Below are 22,170 nucleotides of genomic sequence, written 5' to 3'. Positions count from 1 at the left end.
ACGATTCCTTTTCGTATTTTATCAATGAGGTGATTATTTGATATTCTATTTACGTTTTTTGCTTTTTATTTTTGGAAGCGCCATGTCTTCTTTTATATATGCAACAGTAGACAGACTTTCCCGCCAAGAATCCATCGTTTTCCCACCATCTCATTGTGTCGCATGCTTAAAGAAGTTAACACCGTTGGAACTCACTCCAATCTTCGGGTATCTCTACTGTCATGGCCGTTGTCGAAGCTGCTACAACCCAATTGGATTCCGATCGTTCCTTATCGAGTTCTCTGGTGGCGTTATTTCATCTGCAATGATAACTTTTCCGTTTAGTCTTGCTAACTTATTTTTAACTAGTTCCATGTTTCTACTGCTAGCGCTTAGTCTCTTTGATTGTGATTCGATGATGGTTCCAACTTGGTTACTCGCGATATTATTTATTAACTCATCTCTTTACAATCTTTTCACGTCATTCCAGCTAGGCCTATTTCTCGCTCTCCTCATTGCTTGGCTCATCTTTCAGCCATTTGGCAAGTATATCTCTCAAATGGGTGGAGCTGATATCGACATCATGTTCATCATCTTTTGGATTGACGGACTAACGTTAACAACGAGCATTATCTTAATCGCTTGTTTATCTGCCCTCGTTCATTTCAAATTCTATTCCACTAATCCAAAAATTCCGTTTATCCCTCATTTGACGGCTTCATATATTTTGTTCAATATTTTTCTCCACTAAAAAAAGCATCTAGGAAAATTTCCTAGATGCTTTTTCGAAATTATTTATTTTGTTCTGCTTCCTCAGCCTTCATCCGGCGTTCTAATTCATTAATTGAATAAACACCTTCCGTAGACGAGTCACCAGCTTCTTTAGGCTCGATATTTCTGTAGGCTGGCATACCAGTACCTGCAGGAATAATCTTACCGATAATAACATTTTCTTTCAATCCAACAAGTGGATCATTCTTACCGCGAATAGCAGCATCAGTAAGTACTCGGGTTGTTTCCTGGAATGATGCAGCTGACAAGAAACTATTCGTTTCAAGAGCAGCCTTAGTAATTCCTAGAATAACTGGACGAGCAGTTGCTGGAATGCCACCAGAAATCAAAGTCTTGTAGTTATCGTCTTTGAAATCTGCAATATCCATCAACGTACCAGGTAATACATCAGTATCACCGGGATCCATAATTCTTACCTTACGAAGCATCTGACGAACCATAATCTCAACGTGCTTATCTAAGATAGTCACACCTTGCATACGGTAAACCTTTTGAACTTCATGAAGCAAGTAATTTTCCGTTGAAAGAACATCACGAACTCGGATTAATTCCTTAGGATCAATTGAACCTTCGTTTAACGCATAACCACGACGAATGGTATCGCCCTCAGCAACTCGTAAACGAGCGTTAATTGGTAATGTGTATGAACGAGTATCTGATTCACCCTTAATGGTAACGTCCTTTGTTCGTTCTGCTGGGTTTTCCTCGATAGATTCAACCACACCAGTAACTTCAGTAATCTCAGCCTTACCTTTTGGATTACGTGATTCAAAAATTTCTTGAATTCGGGGAAGTCCTTGGGTAATATCTTCGTTTCCGGCAACACCACCGGTATGGAAGTTACGCATGGTTAATTGAGTACCGGGTTCACCGATTGATTGAGCAGCAACAGTACCAACTGCTTCTCCAACTTCAACCTCGTCACCAGTAGCCATGTTACGGCCATAACAATGCTCACAAACACCATGGACAGTGTTACAAGTAAAGGCTGAACGAATTGTTACTTCTTCAATTCCGGCATCGACAATCTTTTGTGCAATGTCTTCATCAATCATTTCGTTCTTACCAATAATAATGTCGCCACTCTTAGGATCTACGACTGACTTCATCGTATAACGACCCAACATACGGTCATAAAGTGGTTCAATTAATTCATTTCCATCAAGAACAGCACTAATCTTCAAACCTCTGTCAGTACCACAGTCAACTTCACGAACAATGACGTCTTGCGCAACATCGACTAAACGTCGGGTTAAGTAACCTGAGTTAGCAGTCTTCAAGGCCGTATCGGTCATACCTTTACGGGCACCATGGGTTGAGATAAACATTTCCAACACAGAGAGACCCTCACGGAAGTTCGCAGTAATAGGAAGTTCCATGATTTCACCGTTAGGAGCGGCCATTAAGCCACGCATACCGGCAAGCTGAGTAAAGTTTGAAATGTTACCACGAGCACCAGAGTCACTCATCATAAAGATTGGGTTCTGTTGATCGAAATTATGAATTAACTTATCTTGCAAATCATCCTTGGCGTCATTCCAAATTCCAATAACACGTTCATAACGTTCTTGGTTTGTGATCAAGCCACGACGGAATTGCTTCGTTACAGTAGAAACCTGTTTATGAGCTGCCTCAATGATTGCTGGCTTTTCTTTAACTTCGGTAATATCTGAAATACCAACTGTCAAACCAGATTGCGTCGATTCGTCATAGCCTAAGTCTTTCATGCGGTCCAATAGTAATGACGTTTCAGTCACCTTGTACTGCTTGTAGACTTCAGCAATGATGTCACTCAAGAATCCCTTCTTAAATGGTAAGACGATTTCAGCGTTCTTTAGATAATCATGAATGTCTTCACCCTTATCTAAGAAATACTTATCAGGTACATAACCATTCAAGTTAGTGTTTGTTGGTTCGTTCAAATATGGGAATGAACCAGGAAGAATATTATTAAAAATAATCTTACCAACGGTTGTCATCAAGATCTTTGAACGTTGTTCGTCTGTAAATGGTTTTGTTTCAAGCGCAGAAGTTTGAATACCAACACGTGAATGCCAGTGAACCAAACCATTGCGATAGGCAAGAACAGCTTCATTACCATCCTTGAAAATCATTCCTTCGCCTTCACGACCGGCTTCTTCCATAGTTAGGTAGTAGTTACCAATAACCATATCTTGAGAAGGCGTCACAACTGGCTTTCCGTCTTTAGGTGCCAAAATATGATGTGCGGCAAGCATTAGCAAACGAGCTTCTGCTTGAGCTTCATCAGATAAAGGAACGTGAATAGCCATTTGATCCCCATCAAAATCGGCATTGTAAGCTTCACAAGCCAATGGATGAAGACGCATAGACTTACCACTAACTAAAACGGGTTCGAAAGCTTGAATACCCAAACGGTGAAGAGTAGGTGCTCGGTTAAGTAACACTGGATGTTCCTTAATCACATCTTCTAGAACCGTAAAGACATCCTCATCTTCATGATCAATTTTGCGTTTAGCATTCTTGATGTTTGAAGCTAAGTTACGTTTAACAAGTTCCTTCATGATAAATGGTTTGAATAATTCCATTGCCATTGGAACGGGTAGACCCATTTGGTTCATACGAAGTGAAGGTCCCACATCAATAACTGAACGGCCTGAGTAGTCAACCCGCTTTCCAAGAAGGTTTTGACGGAATCGTCCTTGCTTCCCTTTCAACATATGTGAAAGAGACTTCAATGGACGGTTACCTGGACCAGCAACTGGACGGCCACGACGACCATTATCAATCAAAGCATCAACGGCTTCTTGGAGCATCCGTTTTTCATTTTGAACGATAATTCCAGGAGCATGCAAGTCTAATAAACGTTTGAGTCGGTTGTTACGGTTAATAACTCGACGGTACAAGTCATTCAGGTCAGAAGTGGCAAAACGGCCACCCTCCAATTGAACCATTGGTCGAAGATCCGGTGGGATAACTGGAACAGTATCCATGACCATCCACTCCGGCTTGTTACCTGATGTAACGAAGGCTTCAAGGATGTCCAAACGACGAACGGCACGAGTCCGTTTTTGTCCAGTAGCTTCTTTAAGCTCTTCCTTAAGTTCGGTAACTTCTTTTTCCAAATCAACATCATTAAGAAGCTTACGAATGGCGTTTGCACCCATTTCGGCTTCAAACTTGTTACCATACTCAAGTTTCTTATCACGATAATCACGTTCAGAAAGAAGTTGTTTCTTCTCTAATGGCGTGTTACCAGGATTAATAACAACGTATGATGCAAAGTAGATAATCTCTTCTAGTGCTCTTGGGCTCATATCCAAGACAAGTCCCATTCGACTTGGGATACCCTTGAAGTACCAGATGTGAGTAACTGGGGCAGCAAGCTCAATATGTCCCATTCGTTCACGACGAACTTTAGAACGAGTAACTTCTACACCACAGCGATCACAAACAACACCCTTATAACGGATCCGTTTGTACTTACCACAGGCACATTCCCAATCTTTAGTTGGACCAAAGATTCGTTCATCGAATAGTCCATCTTTTTCAGGTTTCAACGTTCGATAGTTGATAGTTTCAGGCTTCTTCACTTCGCCATAAGACCAACTACGGATCTTATCTGGAGAAGCAAGGCCAATTTGCATGCTTTCGAACTTATTTACATCGACCAAAGAATCGACCTCCCTTTTTAGTCTTTAGTATTCGTGTTGGATTCGTTAGTAGCTTGCTCTGCACTGGCTTTAGTTGCGGCCTCAGTATCAGCAGCTTGCTGTTTTTGTTCAGCTTGTTGTTCGGCATATTTGCTTAAAGCATCTACGTTCACAACATCATCATCGTCATCATCCATATCACGAAGTTCAATTTCTTTATCATCAGCATCTAGAACTTTCATATCAAGACCTAGGGATTGTAATTCTTTGACAAGCACTCGGAATGATTCTGGAACACCTGGCTTAGGAATTGGTTCACCCTTGACGATTGCTTCATAAGTCTTCACACGACCAACAACATCATCAGACTTGTAAGTCAAGATTTCTTGGAGTGTGTAAGCAGCACCATAAGCTTCAAGTGCCCAAACTTCCATTTCACCGAAACGCTGTCCACCAAATTGTGCTTTACCACCTAATGGTTGTTGTGTCACTAATGAGTAAGGTCCGATTGAACGAGCATGAATCTTATCGTCAACCATGTGAGCGAGTTTCATATAGTGCATAACACCAACGGCAACTCGTTTGTCAAAGGCTTCACCAGTACGACCATCGTAGAGAACTGTCTTAGCATCATCAGCCATTCCAGCTTCCTTAACAGCGCCCCAAATATCAGAATCTTGGGCACCATCAAAGACGGGGGTTGCCATATGAACGCCAAGCTTACGAGCGGCCATACCTAAATGAATTTCAAGAACTTGTCCGATATTCATACGTGAAGGAACACCCATTGGGCTCAACATGATATCAATTGGCGTTCCATCTGGCATATAAGGCATATCCTCTTCAGGAATTACAACCGAAACAGTTCCTTTATTACCATGACGTCCGGCCATCTTGTCACCAACTTGAAGCTTACGCTTTTGAGCGATGTAGACACGAACCATCATGTTAACGCCAGGTGATAGTTCATCACCATTTTCACGAGTGAAAATTCGGACGTTTTGAATAATACCGCCACCACCATGAGGAACCCGAAGTGATGTATCACGGACTTCGCGGGCTTTTTCACCAAAGATTGCATGAAGAAGACGTTCCTCAGCTGATAACTCGGTCACACCCTTAGGCGTTACTTTACCAACTAGGATATCACCGTCCTGAACCTCGGCGCCAATGCGGATAATTCCCTCTTCATCAAGGTTCTTAAGTGCATCTTCACCAACGTTAGGAATTTCACGGGTCATTTCCTCAGGTCCGAGCTTTGTATCACGAGCTTCTGATTCATATTCTTCAATATGAATTGAAGTATAAACATCATCTTTAACAAGACGTTCGTTAATGGCAATGGCATCTTCAAAGTTATATCCTTGCCAAGTCATAAAGGCAACTAATGGGTTTTGACCTAAAGCAAGTTCGCCGCCCTCCATTGAAGGACCATCTGCTAACACTTCATCAGCATCAACGTGGTCTCCAACTTTAACGATTGGACGTTGGTTATAGTTCTTACCACCGTTTGAACGTTGGAATTTCATTAGCTTGTATTTATCTAGGACGCCATCTTCACGACGAACACGAATTTCTCGTGCATCGACATATTCAACAGTTCCGTCATGTTTACCAATTAAAGCAACACCGGAATCATGAGCAGCCTTATATTCAATACCAGTACCAACTAAAGGTGAATGTGGGTCAACCAATGGAACGGCCTGACGCATCATATTAGCACCCATTAAGGCACGGTTTGAATCATCGTTTTCCAAGAAAGGAATACATGCAGTCGCAACAGAAACAACTTGCTTAGGCGAAACATCCATGTAATCAATGTTATCAAGAGTAGTTTCAATGTTTTCTGACTTTGCACGCGCCATAACGACGTCGTTAACAAATGAACCATCATCATTTAATGGAGAGTTCGCCTGTGCAACAACGAAGTTATCTTCTTCATCAGCAGTTAAATAATCGATTCGGTCAGTAACTTTATGGGTATCCCAACTGACACGACGGTATGGTGTTTCAATAAAACCATACTTGTTAATTCGGGCATAACTGGAAAGACTGTTAATCAAACCAATGTTAGGACCTTCAGGAGTTTCAATTGGACACATACGACCATAATGAGTGTAGTGAACGTCTCGAACTTCATATCCGGCACGATCACGAGTTAAACCACCAGGTCCTAAGGCAGACAAACGACGCTTATGAGTCAATTCTCCAAGCGGATTCGTTTGGTCCATGAATTGAGACAATTGTGATGAACCAAAGAATTCTTTGATTGAAGCCACAACAGGTCGAATATTAATCAATTGTTGTGGGGTCACAGTAGAAGCATCTTGAATTGACATTCTCTCACGAACAACACGTTCCATACGAGAAAGACCAATTCTAAATTGGTTCTGTAGTAATTCACCAACAGAACGAATTCGACGATTACCCAAGTGATCAATATCATCTGTGTTACCAATGCCTTCTTGTAAATCAAAGAAGTAATTGATGGCAGCAATAATATCAGCTGGGGTCACATGTTTGTATTTCAAGTCAATGTTGCCATTTCCAATAACTGGAATAGCACGTTCTGGATCATCAGGTGATTGAACTTTAATAATCTGAAGATCCATAGGTGCTGTCACAACAGCTTGATCTGAAGGCGTATAAGTAACTGTCTTAAAGTCGTCACGTTCCAAATATGGCGTTAACGTCTTCAACAAGTCCTTATCAATTAATGTGCCACTTTGAGCCAATACTTCACCAGTATCTGGATCAGCCAATGTTTCAGCTAAAGTTAAGCCCAATAAACGATTCTTCAATGCTAACTTCTTGTTTGTCTTATAACGACCAACAGGAGCCATATCGTAACGCTTTGGATCAAAGAAACGTGCAGTCAAAAGACTACGTGATGAGTCAGCAGTCTTGGGCTCGCCAGGACGTAGACGCTCATAAATATCTTTTAGAGACTCTTCAACTCGTGAATCATCAGTATTCTTATGAACATCTTTTTCAAGTGTTAAGCCAAGACTTTCATTATCGCCCAACATTGAGATAATTTCGTCATCTGAGCCGAATCCTAACGCACGAACCAATTCAGTCATTGGAATCTTACGAGTTCGATCAATTCGGACATACGAAATATCCTTGGCATCTGTCTCAAATTCGAGCCATGCACCACGGTTAGGAATTAAGGTTGTACCAAAAATAGTACGACCATTTTTATCTTTATCTTCATTAAAATAAACACCTGGAGAACGGACTAATTGAGAAACGATGACTCGTTCGGCACCATTAATAATGAAAGTTCCTTGTTCCCTCATTAATGGAAAATCGCCAAAGAAAACATCTTGAGACTTGATTTCGCCGGTTTCGTGGTTTGTTAAACGTAAAGTGACATGAAGTGGTGCTGAGTAATTAGCGTCATGTTCCCGCGCTTCATCAGCAGTGTACTTCGGTTCCAACAATTGATAATCAACGAATTCTAACGAAAGATTTCCTTGGAAATCATCGATTGGCATGATGTCTTCAAACATTTCCCGCAAACCTTCATCCAAGAACCAATTATAAGAATTGGTTTGAATTTCGATTAGGTTAGGTAAATCAAGGACTTCCTTGATTCGGGCATAACTACGACGGGTACGGTGTTTCCCGTATTTAACTAAGTGTCCTGCCAAGTTGTTCACCTCTCCAAATTATTCTGCGACGAAACCCCCAATCAAATATTACATTTTGATTACAAATGCATATTTGACCCAAAAATGGGCAAAAAAAATCCAAAAATAAGATCTCTCTTACTTTTGGTCTTTATAGTAACGCCAACGGACAATAGATCGTTGATGTTAATTTCAGTCACAGTTACATACAGACGATATAATACTCGTTCAATCATTAACTGTCAAGCATTTAACTACGACCCCTTGCCAGCTCGACCGCCACGCATCGTGACAAATTCTTCAGCCTGAGTGGGATGGATTGCAACCGTTTGGTCAAAATCCTGTTTCGTCGCACCCATTCTGATTGCAACGCTGAATCCCTGCAATAATTCACTCATCCCTTCACCAATCCCGTGTAAGCCAACAACTCGCTCGTCAGCGCCAGCACACACTAGTTTGAAATGACTTTTTTGACTGGACTCAGATAGTGCATCCCTCATTGGCGTAAAGTTTGACTCATAAACTCGAACCTGTTTGGCACCAAATTGGTGTACCGCTTCCGCCTCCGTTAAGCCCACGCTTCCAATCTCTGGATGCGTAAACACAACCGTTGGAATCTGCGAATAGTCTAAGTAACTGTCAGTTTGTTGGTTAAACAGTCTTTCAGATAATCGTCGACCTGCCGCGATGGCAGCTGGCGTCAGGTTCTTTAAATTAACGACATCCCCGACCGCATAAATTCCATCAGCCGTCGTTTTCTGATATTTATCAACGGTAATGGCGCCCGCTTCGTCAACCTGCACATTCGTCTTCTCTAAATTTAAGCTTGCAGTATACGGTGTTCGACCAATTGCCCAAATGATTTGATCTGTTTCAACTGTTCGACCCGATTGTGTTTTGATTTCTAACGCCCCGTTTGCTTTATTAACAGAGACGGCCTCATCTCCCGTTAGCAGTGACACAGAATCTCGATATTGGGCCGTAATATTTTCAGAAATGATTTGATCAAATGTCGGCAGTAGGCTTTGATGGCGGGAAAGAATTGTCACATCGCTTCCTAGTAAATGAAGCAGTCCAGCAAATTCAGTTGCAATATAGCCGCTACCCACAACGGTAATCCGTTTTGGTAATTTGGTTAGACTAAAGAAGTCTTCAGAAGTGATTCCTAAGTTGCCACCAACAATATCAGGACGATTTGGTCGGCTCCCAGTCGCAATCAATATGTGAGAAGCTGTATATCGTTCACCATTCGACTCCACAGTATGGCCATCCACAAAGGTTGCTGCCTGCTTTAAATGAATAACCCCATTATGGTCCAATCCGTTAAAGTAGCTAGTGTGTATCCGGTCAATATAAGCTGATCGGTTTGCCACAAATTGGTCAAAATTAAGCGTCATTGCAGGTTCACTAAAGCCATAATCTGGGGCTAATTTTTCATCCAAGATTAGATTGGCCGCCTGCCACATAACTTTCTTAGGAACACACCCAACGTTGACGCAGGTCCCACCAATTTGGTTTGGTTCAAAAAGCAGAACGCTTGCGCCTCGTTCAGCTGCACGATTAGCTGACGCAATGCCTCCAGATCCCCCGCCGATTACAATATAGTCTACTTTTTTAGTTTGTATCCTAATTTCCTCCATAAAAAAGGCCGAGACAATTGTCTCAGCCCTCCTATTATTTGCTTGTCACTGGTTGATTCCCTTTATCGGTTTTAGCCTTTGGTTCCTTTACCGTAATGGTAATGTCGCCCTGTCTAGCTCCGATTGTGACTTGATCAGTCGCCTTCAATCGGCCACTTAACAATTCCTCACTAAGCTTATCTTCCAGCTTCGTTTGTAATGCACGTCGAATTGGACGGGCACCGTACTCTGGGTCAAACCCAGCCCCCGCAATGACATCAATTGCAGCGGGCGTAATCTTAACTGCAATTCCTTGATTCGTGATGCGGTTAATAATGTTCTTGGTCATCAACTTCACAATCTGGTGAAGTTCTTTTTTGTTCAATGAATGGAAAATAACTGTTTCATCAATTCGGTTTAAGAACTCGGGACGGAATGACTGTTTCAATTGTTGCTTAATGGTATCAGCCATTGCCTTATAATCGCCAGCCTTATCCTCAGCACCAAATCCAACTGTCTTTTCGTCTCGTAGCAACGTTGCCCCGAGATTAGACGTCATGATTAAAATCGTGTTCCGGAAATCAACACGGCGACCCTTTGAATCAGTTAGGAATCCATCATCAAGAACTTGGAGCAAAATGTTGAAGACATCAGGATGAGCCTTTTCAACTTCATCAAATAGCACAACTGAGTATGGCTTTTGGCGAACTTTTTCCGTTAATTGTCCACCCTCATCATACCCAACGTATCCTGGCGCTGAGCCAATCAATCGACTAGTTGAATACTTTTCCATATATTCACTCATATCAACTCGAATCATGTTGTCTTCTGAACCAAACATTGCTTCAGCCAAGGCTTTGGCAAGTTCCGTTTTTCCGACACCAGTGGGGCCAAGGAACATAAATGACCCAATTGGACGATTCGGATCCTTCAGACCACTTCGCGCACGTCGAATGGCACGAGAAACCGCCGAAACAGCCTCTTCTTGTCCAATCACTCGTTTGTGGAGAACTGATTCCAAATTAATGAGTCTGTCGCTTTCGCTCTTCTGAAGTTGCGTAATTGGAACTCCTGTCCATTCAGCAACGACTTCGGCCACATCCTCAGCACTGACAGTCAGTGAGTAGTTTTGGCCTTCATCATTTTGTTTTGCTGCTCGTTCTTGCTTCTTTTGAATCTTAGCTTCGAGTTTCACTTCTTGATCACGAATTTCAGCAGCCTTTTCAAAAGCTTGATCTAAGATAGCAGCCTCGCGCTTATCGTGCAAATCGCTTAATTCATCTTCTTGTTTAGACAGCTTACTTGGTTGTCCCATATGGTCAATACGAACCTTTGCAGCTGCTTCGTCCATTAAATCGATTGCTTTATCAGGCAGGAATCGGTCACTAATATAGCGGCTAGAGAGTTTAACAGCTTGATTCAAGGCATCGTCAGAAATGTTGACGTGATGATGATCCTCATATCTTGGTCTTAGCCCGTGCAAAATTTCAACCGTTTCATCTTCCGTTGGCTCATCCACCTGAACCGTCGCAAAACGACGCTCCAAGGCAGCATCAGACTCAATGTACTTTTGATATTCATCAAGTGTTGTTGCACCAATAGTTTGAAGTTCGCCTCGCGCTAACGCCGGCTTCAGAATGTTCGAGGCATCAATTGCACCTTCAGCCCCACCAGCACCAATTAACGTGTGTAATTCATCAATAAATAGAATGACTTGGCCATCATTGTAAATTTCATCAATGACCTTCTTGAGGCGATCCTCAAACTCACCACGATACTTAGTTCCAGCAACCAATGATCCCATATCAAGCATCATTAATCGTTTTTGCTGCATGTCTTCCGGAACGTCGCCCGCAATAATCTTTTGCGCAAGTCCTTCAGCAATCGCTGTTTTACCAACACCAGGTTCCCCAATTAAAACGGGGTTGTTCTTGGTTCGGCGACTTAGAATCTGGATGACCCGCTTAACTTCCTTAGCACGGCCAACCGTTGGATCCATTCGATCCTCTTTGGCCATTTGGGTTAAATCACGTGCCAAAGAGTCCAAGGTTGGTGTTCCACCCTGTTGCTTGCGCTGACGCTGATTGCTCTTTCGTTTTGCTTGTGTTTCGCTAACACCCAATTTACGTAAAATGACCCGACGAGTCTGAGTCAAATCTAAGTTTAAATTCATTAAAATTCGAGACGACAAAATTGTTTCATCGCTTAAGAGGGCCAGCAAAAGGTGTTCTGTTCCAATTTTTGTTGCTCCCAATCGTTTAGCTTCTTCTCCAGCAAGAGCAAGAATATCCTTGGCCTTTGGTGAATATGGTAAGTAAGATTCCTTGCTGACGCTGGTCATTGTTCCATAGCCAGTAAACCGTTCAATCTCTTCTCTCACATCATCTTCGGTAATGGAAAACTGATCTAGGACCCGATTTGCAATCCCATTTTTTTCAATTGTCAGGGCAAGTAAGAGGTGTTCTGTCCCAACTGCTTGATGCTTAAAGTACTTTGCTTGTTCTTGAGCCAATACCAAAACGCTTTTAGCGCTGGGAGTAAATAAATTATCCATATAAAATCCTCTCTTCCTTAGCTCTCGTAACGTAAATGATTCAAAATTCCAATCAAAATTCGCGCTCTAAAACTATTTTCCTGCATGCGATCGTCCGCTGCCAAAGTTTGCTTATCAATAGCCGCTAAAATTAAATTGGCCTCTCGCCTGTTTACAACTTCATTATTGTACAAATTTTGCACAATTGCGAGCCCATCTCTCTGAGAAATGGATTCCCCAATCGTCCCAATTAAGGAATCGATTACACCTACATCATCCAGCAAATTCACTTTTTCGATACGGATGTAACCGCCACCGCCTCGTTTACTTTCAACGATGTACCCATTTTGAATCGTAAAACGAGTCTTCATAACATAGTTAATCTGAGATGGAACAACATTGAATAGATTAGCAATTTCGGAACGACTAATCTCAACCTGCTCGGAATCCGCCAAAATTTGCTTCAGATACTTTTCGATAATATCGGAAATGTTCTGACCCTGCACGTTATTCCCTCCCAACTTTTGTTTGACTAATGTTGACTATTATTATACGAATGTTTTCCAAAAATGCAAAGAAATAGGACTGAAATTTAACCGACAATTAAAAAGACAAACCATTTCTTGAGTGAACCCAAAAAAGTTTGTCTTTCTTCTATATATAATCGTCTTAATTTGATATTTCAAACAAATGCTGACGACGAGTCATCGCTGAACTTTCAGAAATTAATTTCAACCATTTAAGACTCACTAATTGATTTTGCTTCACGTTGATGGCGTCTACCATTTTTTGATTCTTAATGATTAGGAGGCCGTCCTTAGCGCTAATTTCCACAAACACCGACAGCGGTCGTTTGCCGTACAGCATCTGACACTCAAACCTACCAGCGGTCGGAATTTGCTGCAATGAGTTCGTTAATTCAATGCCATATTGACCATCTGGAGTCTTGATTAGCCGACCATTTGTCTCATATTTATATCCTAACAAGGTGTTTGCCAGTTCAACTTTACCAGCCTTGATCAACGCTCTAATTCGAGTTGAGCTCACTTTCACATCCGTATGCGTCAATTTATGCACCACTTTCACATCAAACTGCTGATGAGAATAGCCTCTTAAGTCATCGCCCGTTGCGCTAGCACCCGCCCCAAACGTGTAATCAAATCCAACCACGACCAGTTTGGCATTTAACTGCACAATGTATTGATCAACAAATTGCTGGGGTGATAGGCTTGCAAATTTTTTCGTGAACTTCGTAATGTATAAGCAATCAACCTTGTTCTTTTCCATTTGCGTAACTTTTTGGTCGACCGTATTCAGATACCTAAAGTTTTCGGAAGATGCTGTTTTAAAAATTTGGGAAGGATGCTGATCAAACGTCATCACGGATAACGGTAAGTGATATTTATTGGCCAATTTGCGTGCTGTTTGAATAACGTGTTGATGGCCACGATGGACGCCGTCAAAAAAGCCAAGTACGAGAACTGTCTCTGGTTTAGTTTGACCTTTTAAGGTTTCATCATCACTCAAGTAGTCAACTTGCATCTTTATCCCTCCCAAATTAATTTTATGTAATAGAAAAGCTGAATTTCCAAAACGAAAATTCAACTTTCCCGGGTACAATCATCATTTTAATCGATTGTTATTTAGCTGCAGCTTGCTTCAAGAAGTAGCTTAATGGCTTCAAAGCTTGTGCATCATATGTTTTAACAAACTCATCGACTTGTTTCTTATCTTGCCATGATGGGTCGATAAACATGTGCTCAGTAGTAAATGGCATCTTGTGTGTTAATTTGACGTCAATAACAACTGGCTTGTCAGTCTTAGCAGCTTCATCAATAGCCTTCTGGAACTCAGCCTTGTTGCGAGCAGTAAAGCTAACGGCACCTAAACCTTCAGCAACCTTTGCCCAGTCGGTATCAGCAATTTCAGTACCTGATTGTGGTTGGTGAGTATCGTCACGTTGTTCTGCTTCAATGTAACCTAAAGTTGAGTTACTGAAGACAACGTTCACGATGTGTAAATTATACTTAACCTGAGTTAAGATTTCTTCCGTAAGCATTGCGAAACCACCATCACCACTTAGACTGTAAACGTCGCGGTCTGGATAGTTAACTTTGGCAGCAATAGATGCTGGAACACCCCAGCCCATAGTTGCGTACTTACCTGAAGTACTCCACTTTTGGTCACTGTGCATATCAATTAGACGTTCGAAGTTGATGTTAACGTTACCGACATCAACACTGAATACGGCCTTATCGCTAGCAGTCTTGTTAATAACGTCAAAGATTGGTTCTGGACGAACAGGACTCTCATCGCTGTCTTTGAAGCTGTCTTGCCATTCAGTCCAGTTCTTCTTGTTAGCAATATATGCATTGTAGAAGTCTGAAGCTGGTTTGTCTTCACCGGCATCAAGAATTGCCTTCAAGGCCTTCTTTGAGTCAGTCAACATAGCAACATCAGCTGAGCGACGTTTGCCTAATTTTTCGCTTTCAATATCAATTTGAATAACTTTAGCTTTCTTATTGAATAGGAAGATACTAAATGGAGAATCGTTACCAACCCAAAGAATTAAGTCAGTACTGAATCCAGCTTCTGAACCTGGTTTAGGAGCAACACGTCCGGTTGACCCTAAGTATGCTGGATAATCTTCATCCAAGATACCCTTTGCTAGTACTGAAGAAACAAGAGGCATGTGGAATTTTTCTGAAACAGCCTTTAATTCTTCTTCTGAATCTTTGGCACCTAAACCAAAGTAAATCATTGGTGATTTTGCATCTTTGATTAACTTAGTTGCTTCAGAAACACTTTCTGGAGTTGGGTCTGGATAAAGAGGCGTAACTTGTGACTTAGCATTTGAAACGTAAGTATCATCAATTTCTGCCCAGCCTAAGTCCTTAGGAATGGTCAAAACAGCGACACCCTTCTTCTCATATGCTTGACGAATTGCTTCGTCAGCCATTTGTGGAAGACTTTCTGCAGTCATAGCGGTTCTGTTCCAAACAGAAACATCATCAAACATTGGCTCTTCATCAGTAGCTTGGAAGAAATCCATGTTCATGCGAGATGTAGGAACTTGAGCAACGATTGCCAATAATGGAATACGGTCAATCTTTGCATCGTATAAACCATTCATCAAATGAACGGCACCAGGGCCAGCTGAACCGAAGCAGACACCAATTTTGCCTGTGTACTTATAATCTGCAGAAGCTGCAATAGCACCAGCCTCTTCGTGACGTACCTGGATATAATTGAAATGATCTTTTTGATTATGGATAGCGTTCATTGTTGAATCAAATGAGCCACCTGGTAACCCGTAAATGTGATTAACGCCCCAGTCTTAAATGACTTTGAGGACTGCATCTGAGCCACTAATTTTATCTGCCATGAAAATTTCCTCCTTGCAATTATTTAAAACGTGGACAATTAAATCGCTTTCATAATTTGTTTTAAAAATACTGAAGGTGGGGTTTGTTGTGGATCGTTTCAAACATTGTTAATTAGTTCGTCGAATTGTAAAGAGCAACCGTTTTGAAAGCGGTTTAACTTTCACAAACTCAATTACAAATCTTAGTATAGTTCTCAATATTTCAAAGTCAAATCACTATTTGACCAAATAAGTAGGCTAATAAGGCATGATATATAAGGGTTTCACCACTTCACACCAAATTGTAAGCAAATTGGTTGGCTAGTGTAACTTTAGGTTTCCCTTTGTGATTATTTTTTCACAAAAATCGGTTTTAGATTCAAAATACCGTTAATAAAGCGTTTTCAATTTGTTTTACCTGTTCATTTCTGGACAATCAAAAAGCACCGGCCTAAAAGACCAGTGCTTTCTAACTTTTTATCATTATCGGGAAAACAGGATTTGAACCTGCGACCCCCACGCCCCGAACGTGGTGCTCTACCAAGCTGAGCTACTTCCCGCTTTTGTTATCTGAATACAACAAAAAATGCACCCAGTAGGAGTCGAACCTACAACCTTCTGATTCGTAGTCAGACACTCTATCCAGTTGCGCTATGGGTGCATAATAATAAAAATATTAAATTGTAAAAATGCCGAGGACCGGGATCGAACCGGTACGGTCATCACTGACCGCAGGATTTTAAGTCCTGTGCGTCTGCCAATTCCGCCACCCCGGCAGGGTTGGTATAAAGCGGAAGACGGGATTCGAACCCGCGACCCCCACCATGGCAAGGTGATGTTCTACCACTGAACTACTTCCGCATATGATGCCGACTAGACGATTCGAACGCCCGACCTCTTCATTACTAGTGAAGCGCTCTAACCAACTGAGCTAAGTCGGCATATGCATACCTAATTATAAACTATAAGGTATAAGTGCGGGTGAAGGGACTCGAACCCCCACGTCATTAAAGACACTAGAACCTAAATCTAGCGCGTCTGCCAGTTCCGCCACACCCGCATGGTGTTATAAACTGGGAATGAGCCGTGACAGTCTCGAACTGTCGACCCTCTGATTAAAAGTCAGATGCTCTACCAACTGAGCTAACGGCTCAAGTGGAGGATACAGGGCTCGAACCTGTGACCCTCTGCTTGTAAGGCAGACGCTCTCCCAACTGAGCTAATCCTCCATGTACATACGCCTCAAAAATGGTGAACATTACGATCGACATCTCCGAAACAACTATCCTAGTTTATCATCTAGGAAAAAGCTTGTCAACAAACTTTCAATCTTTTTTGAATAGATATTCAGTCAATAAATGAAAACCATTTCTTCCAGCAATAAATATATTACACTTTTTGAATTTAAAACGCTAGTCTTTTTTTAAATTGATTTACTGAAACGTTACTTTTATTCATAAACGCCTTTCTTAACAGCATTCCGCCCACTAAAAAAGGCCCCGTTTGTTGAATCAAACGGGGCCTCACAAAATTCAATTTTATAACTTAGTCTTCCTTAGTAATAATTTCTGCGCCACCCATGTATGGACGGAGTACTTCAGGAATCGTAACAGTTCCATCTTCATTCTGGTAATTCTCCAAGATAGCAGCAACTGCTCTTCCTACTGCCAATCCTGAGCCGTTTAAGGCATTTACGTATTGTAGCTTACCATTTTCATCTCGATATTGAATATGGGCACGACGAGCCTGAAAATCGGTCGTATTTGAACAGCTTGAAATCTCACGATAACGATCTTGGAATGGTAACCAAACCTCCAAGTCATGAGTCATTGCGGCGGTGAAGCTCATGTCGCTCGTTGTCAGTGTGATAACGTGATACGGAATTCCCAATAATTTGAGAAGTTCTTCAGCATGATTTGTCATCATCTCAAGTGCTTCCCATGAATCTTCTGGCTTCGTAAACTGAACCATTTCGACCTTGTTAAATTGATGTAACCGAATAAGGCCTCGAGTGTCCTTGCCGGCACTACCAGCCTCTGAACGAAACGCTGGGCTCAAAGCTGTAAACCGCACGGGTAATTTTTCTGCTGGTATCACTTCATCGCGATAGTAGTTTACCAAAGGAACCTCAGCCGTTGGAATTAAAATTTCATCCTCATCCTCAAGCTTATAAACGTCCTCGGTAAATTTTGGAAATTGGCCAGTTCCGTACATTGAGGCGGCATTTACCATATAAGGCGGCAAAACTTCTTTAAAGCCTGCCTCCTGATTTTGATCAAGGAAGAAGTTGTAGAGTGCTCGTTCAAGTCTTGCTCCTTGGCCAACGTAGTACAGGAATCGACTACCAGAAACCTTAGCACCCCGTTCAAAATCCAGGATTCCCAGATCTTCACCAATCTCCCAGTGAGATTTTGGTTTGAAATCAAAGTGACGAATATCGCCCCATTTACGAAGTTCAACACTACCCTCTTCAGTCAATCCAATCGGAACGTTGTCGTTTGGAATATTTGGTAAGCGCGACGTCTTGTCTTGAACCTTCACTTCCAATTCAACAAGTTCTTCATCCAGCGCTTTAATATCTTTGCTGACTTTTTGCATCTCAGCAATCTTGTCGTTTGCACTTTCCTTGTTGCGTTTAAGTTGTGAAATTTCATCAGAAACCTGATTTCTGGTCGCCTTCATGCCCTCACTCTTGACGATAAGGTCCCGACGCTGCTGGTCCAAAGCTAAGAGCTCATCAATTTCCTCTGCCTTAATCCCACGAGTAGCCAACTTTTCTTTTACAAAGTCCGTTTCTTGACGAATCATTTTTAAATCTAACATCCTTATTTCCTCTTTTCATTTATTTTTAGGTATCAAAAAAGACCTTCTCCCAGATATTGGGACGAAGGTCTTCGCGGTACCACCCAAGTTCATAGATAAAGCTTACCTATACACTCATGAAAATAACGGCTTTCACCGTGCAGCATTACCTGCCCGCATTAACGTACTGGAATTCGAGTCTAATAGTTCACACCGGCCACTATCTCTCTTAACACTCTACTTAGGTACATCGCGTTTAATAATTACCTGTATCATACGCTATTTAATAATTTTTCTCAAATAATTACAGAGTTGCAATTTTTTGATCGATTAGCTGAAGCACTTGCCCACGTGCGCCTGGATTTTCCACGAAATCATACTTATCGCCATCAATTTGAATTTTATCTGACTTATCGTAGTTTTCGTACCAGTCACTATAGCGTTCATCTAATTCTTTATAATATTCGAATAAGCTGGGATCTTGGTCAACTTGCTCATAAGAACGTCCGCGCTTTTTAATTCTCTTCAACATGGTATCAAACGAGATGTTGATGTGAATCAATAAATCAGGATTTTTCTTATGGGTATCTTCCGGTAATTCCTCCATCATGTTGCTTAGGAGTGAATCATAGATTGATACTTCAGTGTTAGTTGCCCGACCTAAGTCTGCATTCAAATGGAACAGGAGTGAATCCTCAAAAATAGAACGATCTAAGATGCTGCGGTCATCAGAAGCGGCTTTCTTAATGCTATCCAATCGCTTATTTAAAAAGTAAATTTGTAGCAAAAAGGCGTATTTTTTCGGATCCTTGTAAAATAATGGCAAAATTTCATTGTCATCTACGGATTCATAAAATGCAGGTTTGTGTAAATGTGTCGCTAATAAATTAGTAAGACTGGTTTTACCAGCCCCGATCGTTCCAGATAATACAAGCATGGGGGTCTCTCCTTTAGATTAAATTCAACACAATATATTGTACCATCCGAGTGGCAAAATGCAATATATCGTGGCAAATCCCCCAAACATTTTTAATCGATTACCGTTTTAGCATCAAATACATCAATATTTTCTAAGCCACCATAGACGCTGTACCAAGGCTTTGCACCTTCACTAAGAATGGAAGCTAAATCGTGAATATTCTGCTTCCCTTTGGAATCCAACCACTTTGTCAGTCCGTCAGCGCCCTCATTTAAGTAAACATCAATTCCTTCAATCCAGGTTGCTCGCCCACTGAGCACTCCTGAAAATCCTGAATCAGCTTCTGACGCAAGTTGTAATTCCTTTTGGAAAACGGGCGTTGGCACACCGGCACTTAAGAAAATGTATGGCCGAGTGACGAGTCCCTTCATTTGATGGAGGTAGTCCTTTGCGTCCTTTTCTTCATAGACCGGGTCAACGTTAGCATCCGTTAAACCAGCAACATAATCTGGATTGAACGGCACTTCCAGCTTCAAAACGTCGACGTGATACTGTGGCTTTGTGAATTCAGAGATGGAACGTAAAACAAGCTCTGGCTTTGCTTTTGCAAATTCGCGAGACTTGCTGCCACCAATCTTATCGTCATAGGTAATAATTTCCAAAAAGGTTGGAATGTCCGCAGCCGCAGCTTCGGTTCCATACCGCTCGACAAACGCTTTCTTGGTGGCTTGAATTTCTGCCGGATCGTTAGGATTAAAGTACAAAAGCACTTTTAATGCATCCGCACCCTTCCGAACCATCATTTGAGCAGATTGATTTTCAATAAATCGGGGCAACCTGCCAGGTGTATCAACGTCATACCCAGTTTGCTCGTACGACATGATAAGGCCGGTGTTTGAATCCTTAGCTTCGATTGCTTTAAAACCCATCTCTTCGTCAATCAACATTGCTGACGCTTCAGTACTTAATTCTTGCGCAACTAATTTTTTAAAGTCATAAACCAAATCCATATTAAATCGTTTGCCGTTTCGCTCCGTACCAGATTTGATCATTTTAACGATTGAGCCTCGTTGATCAAGTGCCAGTGCATTAATAATGCCATTTTCCGTACTTAATCGATTCATGCGTTCAAATTTACCTTTGGAAATTCGCTTCATTGTCATAGTCTCACTCCTGTAGGTTATTAATATGTATACCATTATGGATATAGTCCTTTAAAAAAGCAAGAATATTAAATAGAAATAGCAAAAATAGCACACCTCATCTAAAATAAAGGTGTGCGACAGTTCCTTATATATCAGTCTCTTTCAAAGATATGAGAGAGGTTTATTTTTTCTAATGAAATTAATTTCGTATGATGTTTAATCTTGTAATAGCTATATAGACCAATAAACAATGGAACGCTCAAATAGGTCACTAATATTTGTTGCCAATCAAAATTTTTAAACGCGCTTAGGTCCTGGCCAACAATAATTAACACGCAAAGAATTAACGCAAATATCGGGCCAAATGGGAACCACTTTGCGTGATACTTCAGTTCGCTAAGCTGATGGCCCTGCTTAACGAATGCTCTTCTGAACCGATAGTGGGACAACGCAATGCCTAACCACGCAATGAAGCCAGTTAATCCTGAAGCCGATACTAGCCAAATATAGATCTGTGGGCCTGCGATACTTGCGATAAAGGTAAGCGCCCCAACAATGGTTGTCACAATTTGTGCTCGGAGTGGAACGCCATTTCGTGTTGTTTTCATAAAACTTGACGGCGCGTATCCTTGAACTGACAACGAATACAACATTCTGGTGGAAGCGTACATTCCCGAGTTTGCTGCAGAAATGACGGACGTCAAAATAACCGCATTCATGACGCTGGCTGCCGTTGCCAAACCTGCTCGTCTAAAGACTAACGTAAACGGACTAATTGCAACGTCCGATGCCGACGAACCTAACAAATCAGGACTCGTGTACGGAATGATGCAAGCAATCACAAAGATTGAGAGAATGTAAAAGAGAACAATTCGCCAGAATACCTGGTTAATTGCCTTTGGAATACTTTTCTCAGGATCTTCCGACTCGCCAGCTGTAATCCCCACCAATTCAGTTCCCTGAAATGAAAATCCAGCGACGACAAACACACTCAAGATAGCGGGAACACCACCGACAAACGGAGCCTTCTTATAGGTTAAATTTTCTAGCCCCGTTGCGTGACCACTCATGATTCCTAAGATTGTTGCAAATCCAATGATCAGAAAAATGATGACGGTAACCACTTTGATCATTGCCATCCAAAATTCTGACTCTCCAAACGCTTTGACGGTTAACGCATTTAACAGAAAAATAATGATTAAAACGATGATGCTCCAAATCCAGCCCGGAACATCTGGTAGCCAAAACTTCATTACCAGTGCGGCCGTAGACGTATCTACCGCCAAGGTAATTGCCCAGTTGAACCAATAGTTCCAACCCATCGCAAATCCCATCGCTGGATCAATGTACTTAGTCGAATACGCCGCAAACGACCCAGAAACTGGCATATAGGTTGCCATTTCACCTAAGCTGGTCATTAGAAAGAAAACCATAATCCCCATCGCAATGTACGCGACAAGTGCGCCTCCTGGTCCCGCAGTTGATATTGCAGACCCACTAGCCACAAAAAGGCCAGTCCCAATACTACCGCCAAGTGCAATCATTGAAACGTGACGGGTTTTAAGCTCGCGTTTTACCTGATGACTTTCCTGGTCATCTGCCATGACTTTCACACACCTTTTGACCCCAATAAGGGTCTTTATTAGTCTTTCCGCTTAGATTGTAACCTGAAATAGTAGCGCTTACAAGACTGCCGACATTAAAAAGCTCCTCAGCATTTTTTGCTGTGAAGTGAACCCCAAATATTGGA

General features: G+C 41.7%; 11 protein-coding genes, 8 tRNA genes and 1 pseudogene. 1 reads left to right on the top strand and 19 read right to left on the bottom strand.

Annotated features, from left to right (window positions below):
• The first annotated feature begins 37 nt into the window (after positions 1–37).
• Positions 38–730, top strand: a complete 693-nt coding sequence (locus tag FD44_RS10255; protein WP_076621470.1) for a prepilin peptidase — start codon at positions 38–40, stop codon at positions 728–730.
• 40 nt (positions 731–770) lie between these two features.
• On the opposite strand, the gene rpoC is transcribed toward FD44_RS10255, so the two are convergent.
• The 19 genes and pseudogenes from rpoC to FD44_RS00005 all read right to left on the bottom strand — a co-directional run bounded on the left by rpoC (position 771) and on the right by FD44_RS00005 (position 22,024).
• On the bottom strand, positions 771–4,424 hold the full coding sequence (gene rpoC, locus FD44_RS00095) for a DNA-directed RNA polymerase subunit beta' (protein WP_010619583.1): 3,654 nt from the start codon (positions 4,422–4,424) through the stop codon (positions 771–773).
• Between the two features lie 17 nt (positions 4,425–4,441).
• Positions 4,442–8,059 (bottom strand): DNA-directed RNA polymerase subunit beta, encoded by a 3,618-nt coding sequence (gene rpoB / locus FD44_RS00090; RefSeq protein ID WP_010619582.1) that lies wholly within the window; start codon positions 8,057–8,059, stop codon positions 4,442–4,444.
• A gap of 233 nt (positions 8,060–8,292) precedes the next feature.
• Complete coding sequence (gene gorA, locus FD44_RS00085; RefSeq protein WP_010619581.1) at positions 8,293–9,678, bottom strand: glutathione-disulfide reductase; 1,386 nt, start codon at positions 9,676–9,678, stop codon at positions 8,293–8,295.
• Positions 9,679–9,712: 34 nt separating this feature from the next.
• Positions 9,713–12,211: an ATP-dependent Clp protease ATP-binding subunit gene (locus FD44_RS00080; protein WP_010619580.1), complete on the bottom strand. Its 2,499-nt coding sequence runs from the start codon at positions 12,209–12,211 to the stop codon at positions 9,713–9,715.
• Positions 12,212–12,228: 17 nt separating this feature from the next.
• Entirely contained in the window at positions 12,229–12,696 is a 468-nt protein-coding gene (locus tag FD44_RS00075) for a CtsR family transcriptional regulator (protein ID WP_010619579.1), read from the bottom strand.
• A 163-nt stretch (positions 12,697–12,859) separates the two neighbouring features.
• A complete protein-coding gene (locus FD44_RS00070; RefSeq protein ID WP_010619578.1) occupies positions 12,860–13,732 on the bottom strand; it encodes an FAD synthetase family protein in 873 nt (290 codons plus the stop codon).
• 97 nt (positions 13,733–13,829) lie between these two features.
• Positions 13,830–15,575: pseudogene (gene spxB / locus FD44_RS00065) on the bottom strand (pyruvate oxidase).
• A gap of 465 nt (positions 15,576–16,040) precedes the next feature.
• Positions 16,041–16,114, bottom strand: a tRNA-Pro gene (locus tag FD44_RS00060).
• A 27-nt stretch (positions 16,115–16,141) separates the two neighbouring features.
• Positions 16,142–16,215 (bottom strand) — tRNA-Arg (locus tag FD44_RS00055).
• Positions 16,216–16,244: 29 nt separating this feature from the next.
• Positions 16,245–16,330: transfer RNA gene (locus FD44_RS00050), tRNA-Leu, on the bottom strand.
• Positions 16,331–16,343: 13 nt separating this feature from the next.
• A tRNA-Gly gene (locus FD44_RS00045) sits at positions 16,344–16,415 on the bottom strand.
• A gap of 6 nt (positions 16,416–16,421) precedes the next feature.
• A tRNA-Thr gene (locus FD44_RS00040) sits at positions 16,422–16,495 on the bottom strand.
• Positions 16,496–16,530: 35 nt separating this feature from the next.
• Positions 16,531–16,614, bottom strand: a tRNA-Leu gene (locus tag FD44_RS00035).
• Between the two features lie 20 nt (positions 16,615–16,634).
• Positions 16,635–16,707: transfer RNA gene (locus FD44_RS00030), tRNA-Lys, on the bottom strand.
• A 3-nt stretch (positions 16,708–16,710) separates the two neighbouring features.
• Positions 16,711–16,783, bottom strand: a tRNA-Val gene (locus tag FD44_RS00025).
• 316 nt (positions 16,784–17,099) lie between these two features.
• Entirely contained in the window at positions 17,100–18,377 is a 1,278-nt protein-coding gene (serS, locus tag FD44_RS00020; protein ID WP_010619576.1) for a serine--tRNA ligase, read from the bottom strand.
• A 283-nt stretch (positions 18,378–18,660) separates the two neighbouring features.
• Positions 18,661–19,293: a deoxynucleoside kinase gene (locus FD44_RS00015; RefSeq protein ID WP_010619575.1), complete on the bottom strand. Its 633-nt coding sequence runs from the start codon at positions 19,291–19,293 to the stop codon at positions 18,661–18,663.
• 92 nt (positions 19,294–19,385) lie between these two features.
• The gene (locus FD44_RS00010; protein WP_010619574.1) at positions 19,386–20,438 is read right to left on the bottom strand and encodes a tagatose 1,6-diphosphate aldolase; all 1,053 of its coding nucleotides are present in this window, start codon (positions 20,436–20,438) and stop codon (positions 19,386–19,388) included.
• 134 nt (positions 20,439–20,572) lie between these two features.
• Positions 20,573–22,024 carry an amino acid permease gene (locus FD44_RS00005; protein WP_010619573.1) on the bottom strand — a complete coding sequence of 484 codons (1,452 nt, stop codon included), beginning with the start codon at positions 22,022–22,024 and terminating at the stop codon, positions 20,573–20,575.
• Positions 22,025–22,170: the final 146 nt, after the last annotated feature.

This window comes from Secundilactobacillus malefermentans DSM 5705 = KCTC 3548, from assembly GCF_001436395.1.
In the GTDB taxonomy this organism is placed as follows: Bacteria; Bacillota; Bacilli; order Lactobacillales; family Lactobacillaceae; genus Secundilactobacillus; species Secundilactobacillus malefermentans.
The sequence above is the reverse complement of the archived record's forward strand: the minus strand, read 5'-3'. Positions and strand labels throughout refer to the sequence as shown.